Origin of the sequence: Actinomadura sp. J1-007, from assembly GCF_009793335.1 — a bacterium.
GTDB classification, from domain to species: domain Bacteria; phylum Actinomycetota; class Actinomycetes; order Streptosporangiales; family Streptosporangiaceae; genus Spirillospora; species Spirillospora yumaensis.
In genome coordinates this window covers 4,501,758-4,517,055 of the sequence record NZ_WING01000001.1, presented here as the reverse complement: position 1 = coordinate 4,517,055, position 15,298 = coordinate 4,501,758, and the positions used below count along the sequence as shown (strand labels likewise).

Genomic DNA, 15,298 nt, shown 5'->3' with positions numbered 1-15,298 from the left:
GTTTAGGCCGCGCGGCCCCGCCCGCCGGTGCCCACGGTCAGATCCGCAGGTAGCGGCGCAGGGTCAGGAACGACGCCACGGCGCACAGCAGCACGCCGAAGCAGATCGACACGATGATGACCGCGATCACCGTCCCCCAGCCGAGCTGGCTGACCATCTCCACGTTGCCCGCGAGCCGGTCGATCAGCATCAGCTTGGAGAACACCAGCAGCACCGACGCGAACAGCCCGCCGATCAGGCCGGCGATCGCGCCCTCCAGGATGAACGGCATCTGGATATAGGTGTTGGACGCGCCGACCAGCCGCATGATCCCGGTCTCCCGGCGGCGGTTGAACGCCGACAGCCGGACCGTGTTGCCGACCAGCAGCACCGCGGCGACCACCTGGATCAGCGCGACGAGCAGCGCGGCCCACTGGAGGCCGTCCATGATCTTGAAGAAGCGCTTGAGGATCTCCCGCTCGTTGATCACCTGGTCGACGCCGGCGAGCCCGCGCGCGACCTTGGCGACCTCCTCGTACTTCGACGGGTCCTTGAGCTTGATCCGGTACGAGTCGGGGATGTCGCCCTCGCGGGTGGACTCGACGAAGCCGGGCGAGCCGGAGAAGCGCTCCTTGAACCGGTCGAACGCCTGCTTCTTGTTCTCGTACTGGAGGTCGGCCACCTGGGGCAGGTTCTTCAGCTGGCTCTCGATGGCCGTCCGCTGCTGGTCGGTGACGTCCTGCTTGTTGCACGCCTGCGTGGTGCTGGTCTTGGCGCACAGGTAGACCGAGACCTCGATCCGGTCGTACCAGAAGCTCTTGGAGTCGTCGACCTGGCTCTTGATCAGCAGGCCGGTGCCGAAGAGTGCCATGGCGATGGCGACGGTGATGACGAGGGAGATCGTCATCGTGAGGTTCCGGCGGAGACCGATCCAGATCTCCTGGAAGACGAACTGTGCGCGCATGCCTCGCTGTCCTTGATCGCCGATGTCCCGCTGGGGGCGGTCGGCCCGCCGGGCCGGGCCCGGAGCAGGCTATGTCATCCGTCCGGGAAGTCGTACGACCCTGCCCGAACCGCTGGTTCAGATGGAGGTGCCGGGCGCCGGGGCGGCGGGCCGGCGGGTCGGGTCAGTACGCCTGCCCGTAGACGCCGCGGGACTGGTCGCGGACGACCCGCCCGTCCTCCAGCTCGACGACGCGCTTGCGGAACGCGTCGACGATGGCGGCGTCGTGGGTGGCCATGACGACGGTCGTGCCGGTCCGGTTGATGCGGTCCAGCACCTTCATGATGCCGATCGAGGTCGCCGGGTCGATGTTGCCGGTCGGCTCGTCGGCCAGCAGGATCATCGGCCGGTTGACGAACGCCCGCGCGATCGCGACGCGCTGCTGCTCGCCGCCGGACAGCTCGTCCGGCATCCGGTGCGCCTTGCCCTCCAGGCCGACCAGGTCGATGACCTCGGGCACGACCTTGCCGATGAAGCGCCGCGGCTTGCCGATGACCTCCAGGGCGAACGCGACGTTCTCGAAGACGTTCTTGTTGGGGAGCAGCCGGAAGTCCTGGAAGACGCATCCGATCCTGCGGCGCAGGTGCGGGACCTTCCAGTTGCTCAGCCTGCTCAGGTCCTTGCCCGCCACGTGCACGTGACCCTGGGAAGGACGTTCCTCCTTGAGGATGAGGCGCAGGAAGGTCGACTTCCCGGATCCGGACGGACCCACCAGGAACAGGAACTCGCCCTTCTCGATGGCGACGTTCACATGCTGGAGGGCGGGCCGGGTCTGGCTCGAGTAGACCTTGGTGACGTTGTCGAAATGGATCACGGCTGCATCACGGCGGTTCAGCACCATTCTTGCGAAGGACCCGCGCGGTCACGAACGGGAGGAATCGCGTCTTCTCTCTTGTCGTCCCCAGGAGCGGACTGTAGTTTCTGTGTAGCAGTACGTGAGCGTGAAGACACGACCGGCCTGCCTGGGGCGGCATCATACAGCCGCCTCTCGGGCCGATACGTCACCTCCAGTTGGCGGGCACGCGCACTGCCGATCCGGGCGCCTGGCCGCGGACGGTGTACTCCAGGGGCTGGTCCCGACTCCGGCGACCGGCGGCCAAGCCGCTCACCGGCGGGGAACCCGGTCCGTACGGCCCGTCGACCGTCCGGTCCTCGTGCAGTGTAGAGGTGCCGATCGACCACCTCGACCCTGTCGGCCCCGGCCTGCATCAGGACTTTACAGTCGGGGCAGGCCGAATACTGCGGAATAGCACCTAAAGTTCTCAGTGACAGGAACTTCCCTATGAGGAGAGGCAGCCCCATGAGCTGCGAACATCTGATCTGCGCTCAGTGCTCGCACCCGGTGGTCGAGGGACGCTGCCCCACCTGCCGGGCCGCCCGTTCCGAGCTGCACCGCCACGGCCCCGCCATCCCGCCGGCCCTCGTCCTCGCCGCCCTCGTCGCGCTCCTGTTCGTCGCCCTGGTCCTCCAGCGCGTCTACTGATCCCGCGCCTGCTCGGGCGCCCTTTCCGGAATCCGTTCCCGTTCCCGCGCCGTCGGCGCGCCGCCCTCCGCCCGTCGCCCTAGGGCGTCCGCTTGAGGTGACATTCGCCTCGTTGAGCCCCATGCGTCTCGCGTTCCGAACGCGGTGAACGCGACGAGCACGCGGAGCGCGGTGAACGTCGCGTCAGCGGAACGAGCCGTCCGTCACGGCTTCTTGGGCGGCGGGGCCGTCGCCTTGGTGAGCTCGCCCGCGTCGGCCACCACGTCCGCCTTCGGCTGCGCCTTGTCCTTGCCCTTGGCGCGCGGCGGGTCGTACGCCGCGAACTGGTACGTGACCGTCATGCTGATCTCGTTGCCCTCGACCACGCCGTCCATCAGGTGCTCGGCCTCGGACGGGATCGGCGGCTTGTCGTTCTGCTTGTCCTTCGCCCCGATGACGGTGTTGCGGAACATCCCGTAGAGCACCAGCGCGCCGCCGTGCTGGGTGCGCAGGGGGAAGAAGGGGAACGGCGTCGCCACGTACACGACCGTCTGCGTGAGGTCCTTGGCCTTGGCCTTCTTCTTCGCCGCGTTCGCCTGCCGGAAGTAGCCGGTGGTGACGGGCCCCTGCTTCATGATGCGGGACGCCACGCTGCCCGGCCCCTCCGACGCGATCGTCGCCTGGATGCCCTGCACGTCCCGCGGCCTGATCAGCACGGAGGTGTCGTCGTCGGCGAGCGGCGCCGCGTACCCCTCCTGGTCGAGCAGCACCTTCGGCTCCTTGGCCTTCGGCGCGAGCAGCGTGGTGAGGCTGAGCTTCCACCGGTCGGACGGGCCGCGCAGGATGAACGCCATGAGCGCCGTGCGGGCGCTCTTCTCCTCGCCCTGCTCCGAACGCCGCACCGACGCCACGAACCACTGCGGGAACACGTCGGGCTTGAGCCGCGGCACGTACAGCTTGGGCGTGCCGTAGGCGTAGCGGCTGACGGGGTCGCCGTCGAACGCGGCCTTGCGGAACGCCGCGGCCGTGAGCTGCGACTGCCCGTCGGACGTCCAGGTCAGCGCGAGCCGTTCGTCCGCCGCCGCACGCGCCACGTCCTCGTTGGCGACATAGGTCTGGAACTGCCGCGCGGCGACCTGCGGGGTGAGCGGCACCGCCACCGGCTTCGGCGTGGTCGGCACCGGGGTCGGACGCACCGCGCGCGGCTTGTCGCCCCCGCCGCACCCGGCCGCCGCCAGGGGCGCCGCCAGCAGCAGCGCGGCCACCGCCCGCGAGGTCCTGTGCACCGCCGCTACCCCCGGCCCTTTCCGAACGGATCGCCTGGGCGGATCCGTCCCGTTCCGCCACGCTGCCCCGTGATTCTGCCATCCACAGGGTAGTGACGGACGCTCGGGCACTGCCGGGACGGCGATAGGCTCAAGAGCGTGGCAGGAATCGACCCCGAAGAACAGCTCAAGGAGCTCGGCTCGACTCTCACCGGCATCGAGCAGGTGCTGGACCTCGACGGGATGCGGCGCGACATCGCCGACCTGAGGGAGCAGTCCGCCGACCCTGACCTGTGGAACGACCAGGAGCGCGCCCAGTCCGTGACGCGCCGGCTGTCGTACCTGGAGAGCGAGCTCGGCCGGGTCGAGGGCCTGCGCCAGCGGCTCGACGACGCGGGCACCCTGCTCGAACTCGCCCAGGAGATGGACGACGCCGACGCGCGCACCGAGGCCGAGGGCGAGCTGACCGGCCTGCTCAAGGCGATCCAGCAGCTCGAAGTGCGCACGCTGATGTCGGGCGAGTACGACGCGCGTGAAGCCCTCGTCACCATCAACGCGCAGGCGGGCGGGGTCGACGCCGCCGACTGGGCCGAGCAGCTCCAGCGGATGTACCTGCGCTGGGCCGAGCGGCACGGCTACCCCACCGAGGTCTACGACACCTCCTACGCCGAAGAGGCCGGGATCAAGTCGACCACGTTCACGGTGAAGGCCCCCTACGCCTACGGCACGCTGCGCGGCGAGCACGGCACGCACCGGCTCGTGCGCATCTCGCCGTTCGACAACCAGGGGCGGCGGCAGACGTCGTTCGCCGGGCTGGACGTCGTGCCGGTCGTCGAGCAGAGCGACCACGTCGACATCGACGAGAGCGAGCTGCGCATCGACGTCTACCGCTCCTCCGGTCCGGGCGGGCAGGGCGTCAACACGACCGACTCGGCGGTGCGGATCACCCACATCCCGACCGGCATCGTCGTGTCCTGCCAGAACGAGCGCAGCCAGCTCCAGAACAAGGCCACCGCGATGAACGTGCTCCAGGCCAAGCTCCTGGAGCGCAAGCGCCAGGAGGAGGCGGACAAGATGTCCGCGCTCCGCGGCGAGGGCACCAGCAGCTGGGGCACGCAGATCCGCAACTACGTGCTGCACCCGTACCAGATCGTCAAGGACCTGCGCACGGGCGTCGAGGTCGGCAATCCGGGCGCCGTGCTCGACGGCGAGATCGACGAGTTCATCGAGGCCGAGATCCGCTGGATGCGCCAGCAGGAGACCGCCTGACCCGGACGCCGGGGCGCGTCCCGAGCGACATTCCCCATTCGCTGCGTGACTGTGCGGTCACCCTGCGATGATGGCCGCTGGACCGGAAAGCCACTCCCCCGGGGGCCGCGCATGCCCGCACGCAACCTCACCGCACTGCTCCTGCCGCCCTGCCTGCTGCTGGCGAGCGCGGCGGCCTGCGGAAGCAGCTCGTCCGCGGGCTCCGAACCCCCGGCGCTCACGCGCGAGCAGGCCCAGGAGGTCATCGCCCGCTACAGCCGCGACGCGCCGAGGTCGCTGGCGTCCGCCGAGACCGACCCGCAGCTCGCGATGGACGCCGCCGCGCTGAAGATGCGCCGGGTCACCAAGCGCAGGGCGCCGTCGCGCACGTTCAGCCACACCGCGCTCTACGTTCCGCGCATGGCCGGCTATCCGCGCTGGTTCGCCGCCGACGCGATCAGCGGGCAGGGCAAGGAGACCCTGCGGCACGCGCTGCTGTTCACGCAGGCCAAGGCGGGCGCGCCGTGGCTGCTGGCCGCCGACCCGCTCCCCACCGACGCGTCCCTCGGACGTGTCGCCCTCGACCCCGACGGCTACGCCAGCCCGGTCGATCCCGGGCTCAAGGGCCTGGCGATCACGCCGGCCGACCTGCCGCGCGCCCACTCCGCCCTGTTCAACGGCGGTCCGAAGGCGCCCGGCGCGTCGGCCCTCGGCCCCGGTCCGAAGACGGACCAGGCGTACCGCGCACTGGTCCAGGGCGAGGCCGCGCTGAAGGGGCAGGGCATCGGCCTGGTGTCCCGGTTCAGCCCGGCGCCGGGCCCGGTGTTCGCCCTGCGCACCCGCGACCGCGGCGCCCTGGTCTGGTACGCCGTCAAGCAGAACGAGGCGTACACCACCACCGAGCGGGGCAAACTGGCCGTGACCGGCGATCTCGTCGGTCTCGCCCCGGCGAGGTCCGCCAGGACGCGCGTGGACACCACCGTCCTGGTGCAGTACCTCGCCGCCGTTCCGCCCAAGGGCCGCGCCACGGTCACCGGCATGTACCGCAAGGCCGTCGCCGCCAAGGGCTCCTGAACTCCGTCGGGTGCCGGTGCGGTCCCGCTCCTCTCGACCGCTGCAGTGGAACCGCACCGGCATCCGGCGGCCCGCCCCACGACCTCAGCGAAGGAGGGTGGGGCGTCTACACTGGCGCGGCGTCCGTTGCCGGCTGGTTCACTGGGGTGGGTATGCGCCGATTCGTGGCCCTGTGCCTAGCCGGTGTGTCCGTTCTGGCCGGGTGTTCGGACGGCGGGGCGGACACGGGGACGGCGGACGCGGCGGACACCGGGGATCCGGCCGTTTCGGCGGACGAGTCCGGGAAGGTCCTCGACGCGTGGGCCGAACGGCACAACGAGGCCATCACCTCCGGCGACGAGCGGCTGTGGCGCGACACCGTGGCGGGAGCGCTGGCGGCGCCCGTCGGCGCACGGGTCCGGACGTACGGGAAGATGCCCGGCTCGGCGAAGATCTCCCTGCACAACCCGGTGCTGTACGTGCCGCGCCAGGAGGGCTACCCGAAATGGTTCGCCGCCGCGCTGCTGGAGCGTTCTGACGGGAAAGAGCAGCAGATCCTGGCGGTGTTCGTCCAGGAGCGGGCGAAGGACGACTGGCGGGCGGCGCACTGGCTGGCGTTCAAGGGCAGGCCGCCCGAGCTGGCATACGACTCGCAGGGCTACGCGATCCCGGCGTCCGGGCGGGACCTGCCCGCCGCGCACGCGGCGTACCTGACCGCCGGGGACGAGTCGGGACTGGTGCCCGACCAGGTTTCGGTGAAGGCCCGCGCGACGGCGCGGGGCGACTGGCGGACGGGCCCCGGCCGCGTCACCCCGGGGCCCGGCGTCCCGTACGCCCTGCGCACGAAGGACGGCGGATCGCTGGTCTGGTACGGCCTCACGCAGCGGCAGGAGCTGACCGGCGGCTCCGCGTCGCGGCTGCCGGGCGAGCTGCGCGACTACCTGGCGAAGGACGGCGACGATCCCGAGGGAACCGTCCAGGCGATGTGGCAGTGGCTGGCCATCGGCTACTCCCCCGCGGCAGGCAAGGGACGAGTCCTCGGCGAGTCGGTCTCCCTCACCTCGGCGCTCGTCCACTGAGCTGCGACGCTGGTCCGCCGAACCTCGGCGTTCGCGCGCTGAGCCGCGACACTCGTGCGCTGAGCCGCGGCGTCCGTGCGCTGAGCCTCCGCCTCCGTGCGCTGAACCTCAGCGTCCGTCCGCTGAGGCTCCGCGTTCGTGTGTTGGGGGCGGCGCGCCGTTCGCGGGGTGTCGCGGACGGCGCGCCGGCGGCTACGCCTCTGTGGAGGGGAGGGCGCTGGCGGTGACCAGGGTGCGGATCGCGCCGAGGGCGACCGACAGGGTGGCGAGGTCGAAGCTCTCGCTCTCCCAGATCTCGCCGAGCGTCTGCTGGGCCCGGGTCACGGCGGTGACGTTCTGCTTCGCCCAGTGCGCCATGCGCTCCTCGGGCTGGGCGCCCGGGAGGCTCGACACGAGGACGGCGCGGGTCAGGGCCGCGTGCGCCGCGTACAGGTCGTCGCGCAGCGCGGAGCGCGCCATCGAGCGCCACCGGTCGTCGCGGGGCAGCGCGATGATGCGCTCGCGCAGCCGGGAGAGCTGGAGGCGGTCGGCCAGGTCGAAGTAGACCTCGGCGACCTCCTCGACCGGGCGACCGGTGTCGTGCGCGATCTCCACCAGGTCGAACGTGGAGTAGGCGGAGACGAGTACCGCGCACTGCTCGGCCAGCTCGTCGGGCACGCCGCGTTCGGCGAAACCGTCGCGGCGCTGCTCGAACGCGGTGAGGTCGAGGCCGACCAGCAGCTTCGGCAGCTGCTCGCCGAGCGCGACCGCTCCCGGCGCGAAGAACCCGATGGTCTCCCTGATGTCGAACGGGGGCCGCCGGTTGTGCAGCAGCCAGCGGGCGCCGCGCTCGGTGAGCTTGCGGGCCTCCAGCATCATCGCGATCTGCGTCGCCCCGTCCACCTGGTGCGACAGGTTCTCGACCGAGGTCCAGAAGCGCGGCATGTCGAACACCTCGCGCGCGACCAGGTAGGCGCGGGCGATGTCGGACGACGACGCGCCGGTCTCCTCGTTCATCCGGAACACGAACGTGGTGCCGGAGCGGTTGACGACGTCGTTCACCACCTCGGTGGTGATGATCTCGCGGCGCAGCGGGTGCCGGTCCATGTACGAGCGGAACCGCTCGCGCAGCGGGGTCGGGAAGTAGCCGACCAGCCACGAGGCCAGGTACGGGTCATCGGCGAGGTCGGAGCTGACCAGCTCGTCCTCCATGGTCATCTTGACGTACGCCAGGAGGACGGAGAACTCGGGGCTGGTCAGGCCGTGCCCGGACTGGCGGCGCTCGGCGAGGGCCTTGTCGTCGGGCAGGAACTCCAGCCGCCGCTTGAGGCGGCCCTCCCGCTCCAGGCGCCGCAGGTGCCGGGCGTGCACGTGCAGCATCGCGGGGGCCTGCGCGCGGGCGGCGGCGAGCACGACGTTCTGCGCGTAGTTGTCGCCGAGGACGAGCATGCCGACCTCGTCGGTCATCTCGTACAGCAGGTGGTCGCGCTGCTTGCGGGTCAGCTCGCCGTCGCGGACGACCTGGTCGAGCAGGATCTTGATGTTGACCTCGTGGTCGGAGGTGTCCACTCCGGCGGAGTTGTCGATGAAGTCGGTGTTGACGAGTCCGCCGCCCCGCGCGTACTCGATCCGGCCGAGCTGGGTGAGGCCGAGGTTGCCGCCCTCGCCGACCACCTTGCAGCGCAGGTCGGCGCCGTCCACGCGGACGGTGTCGTTGGCCTTGTCGCCGACGTCGGCGTTGTTCTCCATGGACGCCTTGACGTAGGTGCCGATGCCGCCGTTCCACAGCAGGTCGACCGGGGCCTTCAGCGCGGCGCGGATCAGCTCGAACGGCGGGAGCGCCTTGACGTCGGCGTCGATGCCGAGCGCCGCGCGGATCTGCGGCGTCAGCTTGATCGACTTGGCGGTGCGGGGGAACACGCCGCCGCCCTTGGAGATCAGCGAGGTGTCGTAGTCGGCCCACGAGCTGCGCGGCAGCTCGAACATCCGCCGGCGTTCGGTGAACGAGCGCGCCGGGTCGGGGTCGGGGTCGATGAAGATGTGCCGGTGGTCGAACGCGGCGACGAGCCTGATGTGCTCCGACAGCAGCATCCCGTTGCCGAACACGTCGCCGGACATGTCGCCGACGCCGACGACGGTGAAGTCCTCGCGCTGGATGTCCTTGCCGACCGAGCGGAAGTGGTACTTGACCGACTCCCACGCGCCGCGCGCGGTGATCCCCATGCCCTTGTGGTCGTAGCCGACCGAGCCGCCGGAGGCGAACGCGTCGCCGAGCCAGTAGCCGTACTCGGCGGCGACCTCGTTGGCGAGGTCGGAGAACGTCGCGGTGCCCTTGTCGGCGGCGACGACCAGGTAGGTGTCGTCGCCGTCGTGGCGGACGACGTTCGGCGGCGGGACGACCTTGCCGTCCACCAGGTTGTCGGTGACGTCGAGCAGGCCGGAGATGAAGTCCTTGTAGCAGGCGATCCCGGCCTTCATGAACGCCTCGCGGTCGGACGGGTCGGGGAGCTGCTTGCCGACGAACCCGCCCTTCGCCCCGGCCGGGACGATCACGGTGTTCTTCACCGCCTGCGCCTTGACCAGGCCGAGGATCTCGGTGCGGAAGTCCTCGCGCCGGTCCGACCAGCGCAGCCCGCCGCGCGCGACGGACCCGAACCGCAGGTGGACGCCCTCGACCTTCGGCGAGTACACGAAGACCTCGAACTTCGGGCGCGGCAGCGGCAGGTCCGGGATGCGCTCGGGGTCGAACTTCAGCGCCAGGTACGGCTTGCCCTGGTAGTGGTTGGTGCGCAGGGTGCTCTGGATCAGCGCGAGGTAGGCGCGCAGGATGCGGTCCTCGTCGAGGCTCGCGACCTCGTCGAGCTTGCCGGTCAGCTCCTCGGTGATGCCGAGGCCGCGCTCCTCCGCGCCGCCCGCGAGCGACGGGTCCAGGCGGCTCTCCCAGAGCCGGACGAGCAGCCGGGTGATCTGCGCGTTGCGCAGCAGCACCTGCTCGATGTAGCGCTTGGAGAACGTGATCCCGGTCTGCCGCAGGTACAGGGCGTAGGCGCGCAGGATCATCGCCTGCCGCCAGTTCAGCCCGACGTGGAGGACGAGCGCGTTGAACCCGTCGTTCTCGATCTCGCCGCGCCACAGCGCGATGAACGCGTCCTGGAACAGGCCCTTGACGGCCTCCTCGGGGGCGTCGGCGGGCGGCTCGTACCGCAGGCCGAGGTCGTAGATCCAGGCCCGCTTGCGGTCGGCGGGCATAATCTCGTACGGCCGCTCGTCGATGACCTCGACGCCCATGTTCTGGAGCAGCGGCAGCACCCGCGACAGGGAGATCGGCTCGCCCAGCCGGTAGATCTTCAGGCGGCGCTCGCCGGGCGTCGCGCCGTACGGCTCGTACAGGTTGATCGAGGTGTCGGCGTCCTCGGTCAGCGCGTCCAGGCGGCGCAGGTCGGCGACCGCGGTACGGGCCGGGAAGTCGGCCTTGTAGCCCTCGGGGAACGCCTCGGCGTAGCGGCGGGCGAGCGTGCCCGACCGCTCCTCGCCGCACTGGTCGACGATGGCGTCGGCCAGGTCGTCGGCCCAGGAGCGGGTCGCGTTGGCGAGCTGCGCCTCCAGGTCGCCGTGGTCGACGTCGGGCAGCGGCCGGCCGCGCTCGCCGCGCACCACCACGTGCAGCCGGGCGAGCATCGACTCGGTGACGTTGGCGCTGTAGTCGACGCTGACGCCGTCGAACGCGCGGCGCAGGATCTCCTGGATGCGCAGCCGGATCTTGGTGGTGTAGCGGTCGCGCGGCAGGTACACCATGCAGGACATGAACCGGCCGTACAGGTCCTTGCGCAGGAACAGCCTGAGCTGGCGGCGCTCGCGCAGCCGCAGCACGCCGAGCGCGATCGGCAGCAGGTCGTCCACGGAGATCTGGAACAGCTCGTCGCGGGGGTAGCTCTCCAGGATCTCGATGAGGTCCTGGCCGTCGTAGCTGTCGTGGGTGAACCCGGCGCGGCGCAGCACCTCCTCCAGCTTGCCCTTGAGGACGGGCACGTGCGCGATCGACTCGCTGTAGGCGACGTGGGTGAACAGGCCGAGGAACCGGCGCTCGCCGATGACCTCGCCGTTCGCGTCGAACTTCTTCACGCCGATGTAGTCGAGGTAGGCCGAGCGGTGCACGGTGGACCGCGAGTTGGCCTTGGTGAGCACGAGCAGCCGCTTCTCGGTCGCCTTCTCGCGGACCTCGGGCGGCAGCGCGGCGAAGCTGTCGGACTCGCGCTTGTCGTTGCGCAGGATGCCGAGGCCGGTGCCGGGCTCGGGCCGCAGCGCCGTGCCGTCCTCGGTGAGGGTGTAGTCGCGGTAGCCGAGGAACGTGAAGTGCCCGTCGCCGAGCCATTCGAGCAGCTCGACGCCCTCACCGCGCTCGCCCTCGGACAGCGGCGGCGGATTGCGCTTGATCTCTTCGGCGATCTCGCCGGTGCGGGCGCTCATCTTCGGGGCGTCCTCGACGGCCACCCGCACGTCGTGCAGGACCCGCTGGAGGTCGCGCTCCAGCGCGTCGAGCTGCTCGCGGTCGCTGGTACGGTCCACTTCGATGTGGATCCACGACTCGTCGATATCGGCGGTGTCGTCCTGCTTGCCGCGAAAGCCCTTGAGGTGTCCGGCCACGTCGCGGTCCACGCCGAGCAGCGGGTGGACGATCAGGTGGGTGGCGAGCTGGTGGCGGCTCAGCTCCATCGTCACCGAGTCGACCAGGAACGGCATGTCGTCGGTCACGACCTGGAGGACGGTGTGGCCGGGGTCCCAGCCGTTCTCCTCCAGCGTCGGCGTGAACACCCGCACCTTGGCGCGGCCCTGCGGGCGCTCCTCGCCGAGCAGCCGGTGCGCCATCGCCGGACCGCACAGGTCCGCCGGATCGCGGGCGAGGACGTCCTCGGGCGCGACGTGGCGGTAGTACAGCCGGAGGTAGTCGACCGACTCCTCCAGGTCGCCGCGCGCTCCCGGGCGCTGGGCGCACGTCTCAGCCGCCCGCCGGAGCAGGTCGTCCTTCGCTTGATCGAGCTTGCCGCCCATCAACAACTCCCCTATGAGACCCTTCGCCACCTCGTTGTGGCGCCGCTCACTGCGTCAGCGTAGCCAGGAATCGCCCCAAAGCCGACCTGCGCGGGCGCGAGGTGCACGTGGCTTTTCCCACCTTGCCAGCCCGTAAGGCGCGACTCGCCGTGATCAACGAAATCCGTTGATCATCCCGCGGGGCGCTCCTTGCCGGTGCCCTTCCCGCCCTTGCCGCCCTTGCCGCCGCCGGAGCCCGGCTCGTCCGTCGGGTCCGGGTCGGTCGGGGTGTCGGACGGGTCGGGCGAGGAGGTGTCGCTCGGCGGCGGGGTCGGGCTCTCCGAGGGCGGGGGCGACGACTCGCCGGTCGGGTCGGGCTCCTCGGGGGTGCCGGTGTCGGGCGGCGGAGTGTCCTCCTCGGTCGAGGGCGGGGGCTCCACGGCCCGGCGCGAGGGCGTGTAGGAGGGGCTCGGGGACGAGGAGGACGGGGCCGGGCTGTCGCTCGGGTCGCCGACCGTGCGCCCGGCCTTGCCCTTGCCGTCGCCGCCGAACGCCAGGAACGCCGACACGATCACGATCGCGACGAGCGCGGCGGCGGCGCCCGCGAGCAGGGCGGGGCGGCTCTGCCCCGCCAGCACCCGCCGCAGCGGGCCGCCGGAGGCGGGCGACGCCTTGCCGGGAAGGGTGTTCTGCGCGGCCCACTCGGCGGGCGTCGGCAGCCGTTCCGGCTCGCCGTCCGCCCGCTCGCCGAACGTGCCCGGCGCGTCGGCGAACCCGCCGTCGTCGTGGGCGTCGTGCGCGTCGGCCGCGGGGACGAACGCCGCGTCGCGGCGGCGGTCCCGGTCGTCGTCGAGGCCGGCCAGCTCGGCGGCCAGGACGCTGCCGACCTCCAGCATCGCGGTCGCGTCGTCGGGCGCGCTCGCGGGCGCGGGCTCGGCGGCCTCCTCGTGCCCGAGCAGCCGCATCAGCACCTGCCGGGCGTGCGGCCGTTCGGCCGGGTCCTTGCTGAGGCAGTCGGACACCAGGTCGCGCAGCGGCCCGCTCATCGGGCCGAGCTCGGGCTCGTTGTGCAGGATGCGGTTGATGACGGCGGGGATCGAGTCCTGGCCGAACGGCGGCTCGCCCGTCGCGGCGAACGCCAGCGTGGCCGCCCAGCAGAACACGTCGGCCGCGGTGCCGATCTCGCCGCCCTGGAGCTGCTCGGGCGCCATGTACGAGGGGGTGCCGATGACCTTGCTGGTGAGCGTGGTGGAACCGCTGATCGCGCGGGCCACCCCGAAGTCGATCACGCGCGGGCCGTCCGGCCCGATCAGCACGTTGTGCGGCTTGAAGTCGCGGTGGATGATCTCGGCCTGGTGGATCGCGGCGAGCGCGGTGGCGGTGCCGACCGCGAGCCGGTCGAGGGCGGCGCCGCCGAGGGGGCCGTCGGCCAGGACGTGCTCGTTGAGCGAGGGCCCGGGCACGTACTCGCTGACGATGTAGGGGCGGTCGCCGGTCGCGTCGGCGTCGAGGATCTGCGCCGTGCAGAACGGGGCGACCCGCTTGGCGACCTCCAGCTCGCGCAGGAACCGGGCGCGGGCCTTGTCGTCGGAGGTCAGCTCGGCGTGCAGCAGCTTGACCGCGACCTTGCGGCCCACGACCGCGCCGTCGCCGTCCGCGGCGTCGCCCCTGCCGGCGGACGCGGCGTCGCCGGCCCGGTCGTCCACGGACGTCTCGGCGCCGCCGTCGCCGTCGCCGGCGTCGGCCCGGGTCTCGCCGCCGCCCTCGCCCTCGGTCGCGGGGACGGCCTCGCCGAGGAAAACGGTGCCCTGGCCGCCCTCACCGATCCGGCCGAGCAGGGCGTACGGCCCCAGCCTCTCCGGGTCACCGGGCCGCAGCGCCCCAACCTTCATGCGTGGAACCGTCCCTCTCTCGAATCTCGGACCGCGACGATCGGATCGGACCGGGCGGAGCAGGATCGGGCAGGCCGGCGCGGGATCGCGCACGCCAGTGCTCCGCTTGTGTGACGCCTGGAACCCGGGGGAAGTTCACCCGGTCATCCGACCATACGGCGCGATCTGACCTGCGGCTTCCGTTCGGGCCCTGTTGGTCGGATCCACCCTAGTGGGGCGCGCCGCCCCGCGATACCGTACACATCCGTGCACGGCCGACATTTCCCCAGGTCAGAGGGGGTTCTCCAGGGAATTTCAGGAATGTGATCCGCGGGGCACGGGTACGAGGCAGCCTGAACGATCTTCATAAGGAGGTATGACAGGCATGTCCATCCCGTTAAAGGTCGTGAGCTGCGCGACCACGCTGAGCCTGGCCATGGTCCCGGGGGTCGCCGAGGCGGCCGCGGGCCCGGCCGGACCGCCGGCCGGACCGGGGGGCCGCGAGCCCGAGAGCGCCGCGGGGGCCCATGAGGCTCCACCCGCCGCGCCGGCGGGCGGGCAGCAGCAGGCCGCGACGGCGCCGAAGACGAGCGCGCAGGGCGCGGCGGCCGGCACGGCCGCGGCGCCCGGCACGTCCGGAGCGGCCGGCGCGGCCGCGACCAAGACGGCCGGGACGGCCCAGGCGGGCCAGACCGCCACCGGGGGCGAGGCGGCCGGCACGGTCCGGCAGGCCCACAAGGCGCAGCAGACCGGAGCCGCCGGGGCGACCCGCGCGCTGCACAGCCGCACCGCCCGCGCCCAGCACAACGCGATGATGCTCGCCGCCGTGCAGAAGGCCGTGCGCGCCAAGCGCGCGAAGCTGGAGGCCCAGTGGGAGCGCCGCGCCGAACGCGCGGTCGGGTTCGCGCTCAGGCAGAAGGGCCGCCCGTACGTGTGGGGCGGCTCCGGCGGCCGGGGCTTCGACTGCTCCGGCCTCGTCCAGCAGGCGTGGCGGCGCGCCGGGGTGTCGATCCCGCGCGTGACCACCGCCCAGTACCGGCGCATCCGCACGAAGGTCGCGCGCACCAAGCTGCGTCCGGGCGACCTGGTGTTCTTCAACCGGCTCGCGCACGTCGGCATGTACGTCGGCAGGAACCGGTTCGTGCACTCGCCGCGCACGGGCAGGACCATCACCACCGAGCGCCTGCGCGGGTACTACCGCCAGAACTACGTGGGCGCGGTACGACCGGCCTGGAAGAAGCTCCCGCCGGTCCCGACCTCGCTGTAGGGGGCGCGGGCCGCGCCGTCCGTCCGGACGGGCGGCGCGGCCCCTCCGCGAACGCCGGCCGTCG

The 15,298-nt window shown here is 71.7% G+C and carries 10 protein-coding genes; 5 read left to right on the top strand and 5 right to left on the bottom strand.

Translation table 11 applies throughout. The features are described from left to right. Positions 1 to 37 precede the first annotated feature (37 nt). Together ftsX and ftsE are read right to left on the bottom strand one after the other, a co-directional pair. Positions 38 to 943 (bottom strand): permease-like cell division protein FtsX, encoded by a 906-nt coding sequence (gene ftsX / locus GEV43_RS20510; protein ID WP_160822050.1) that lies wholly within the window; start codon positions 941 to 943, stop codon positions 38 to 40. Positions 944 to 1,106: 163 nt separating this feature from the next. Then, entirely contained in the window at positions 1,107 to 1,796 is a 690-nt protein-coding gene (ftsE, locus tag GEV43_RS20505) for a cell division ATP-binding protein FtsE (RefSeq protein ID WP_160822049.1), read from the bottom strand. Between the two features lie 486 nt (positions 1,797 to 2,282). Here ftsE and GEV43_RS20500 point away from each other — a divergent pair, with 486 nt between their 5' ends. Next, positions 2,283 to 2,465, top strand: coding sequence for a hypothetical protein (locus GEV43_RS20500; RefSeq protein ID WP_160822048.1), 183 nt, complete (start codon positions 2,283 to 2,285; stop codon positions 2,463 to 2,465). Between the two features lie 203 nt (positions 2,466 to 2,668). On the opposite strand, the gene GEV43_RS20495 is transcribed toward GEV43_RS20500, so the two are convergent. After that, entirely contained in the window at positions 2,669 to 3,730 is a 1,062-nt protein-coding gene (locus tag GEV43_RS20495) for a hypothetical protein (protein ID WP_160822047.1), read from the bottom strand. A gap of 138 nt (positions 3,731 to 3,868) precedes the next feature. On the opposite strand from GEV43_RS20495, the gene prfB reads away from it, so the two are divergent. The 3 genes from prfB to GEV43_RS20480 all read left to right on the top strand — a co-directional run bounded on the left by prfB (position 3,869) and on the right by GEV43_RS20480 (position 7,089). Continuing rightward, entirely contained in the window at positions 3,869 to 4,978 is a 1,110-nt protein-coding gene (prfB, locus tag GEV43_RS20490; RefSeq protein WP_160822046.1) for a peptide chain release factor 2, read from the top strand. A gap of 111 nt (positions 4,979 to 5,089) precedes the next feature. After that, entirely contained in the window at positions 5,090 to 6,031 is a 942-nt protein-coding gene (locus tag GEV43_RS20485; protein ID WP_160822045.1) for a hypothetical protein, read from the top strand. Positions 6,032 to 6,183: 152 nt separating this feature from the next. Further along, positions 6,184 to 7,089 (top strand): hypothetical protein, encoded by a 906-nt coding sequence (locus GEV43_RS20480; RefSeq protein WP_160822044.1) that lies wholly within the window; start codon positions 6,184 to 6,186, stop codon positions 7,087 to 7,089. 192 nt (positions 7,090 to 7,281) lie between these two features. Here the strand turns inward: GEV43_RS20480 and GEV43_RS20475 are convergent, their stop codons facing one another. Together GEV43_RS20475 and GEV43_RS20470 are read right to left on the bottom strand one after the other, a co-directional pair. Further along, entirely contained in the window at positions 7,282 to 12,117 is a 4,836-nt protein-coding gene (locus GEV43_RS20475) for an NAD-glutamate dehydrogenase (RefSeq protein ID WP_160822043.1), read from the bottom strand. Positions 12,118 to 12,287: 170 nt separating this feature from the next. Beyond that, positions 12,288 to 13,988, bottom strand: a complete 1,701-nt coding sequence (locus GEV43_RS20470) for a serine/threonine-protein kinase (RefSeq protein WP_206681222.1) — start codon at positions 13,986 to 13,988, stop codon at positions 12,288 to 12,290. Between the two features lie 364 nt (positions 13,989 to 14,352). On the opposite strand from GEV43_RS20470, the gene GEV43_RS50605 reads away from it, so the two are divergent. Beyond that, positions 14,353 to 15,234, top strand: a complete 882-nt coding sequence (locus GEV43_RS50605) for a C40 family peptidase (RefSeq protein WP_241682979.1) — start codon at positions 14,353 to 14,355, stop codon at positions 15,232 to 15,234. The last annotated feature ends 64 nt before the right edge of the window (positions 15,235 to 15,298 follow it).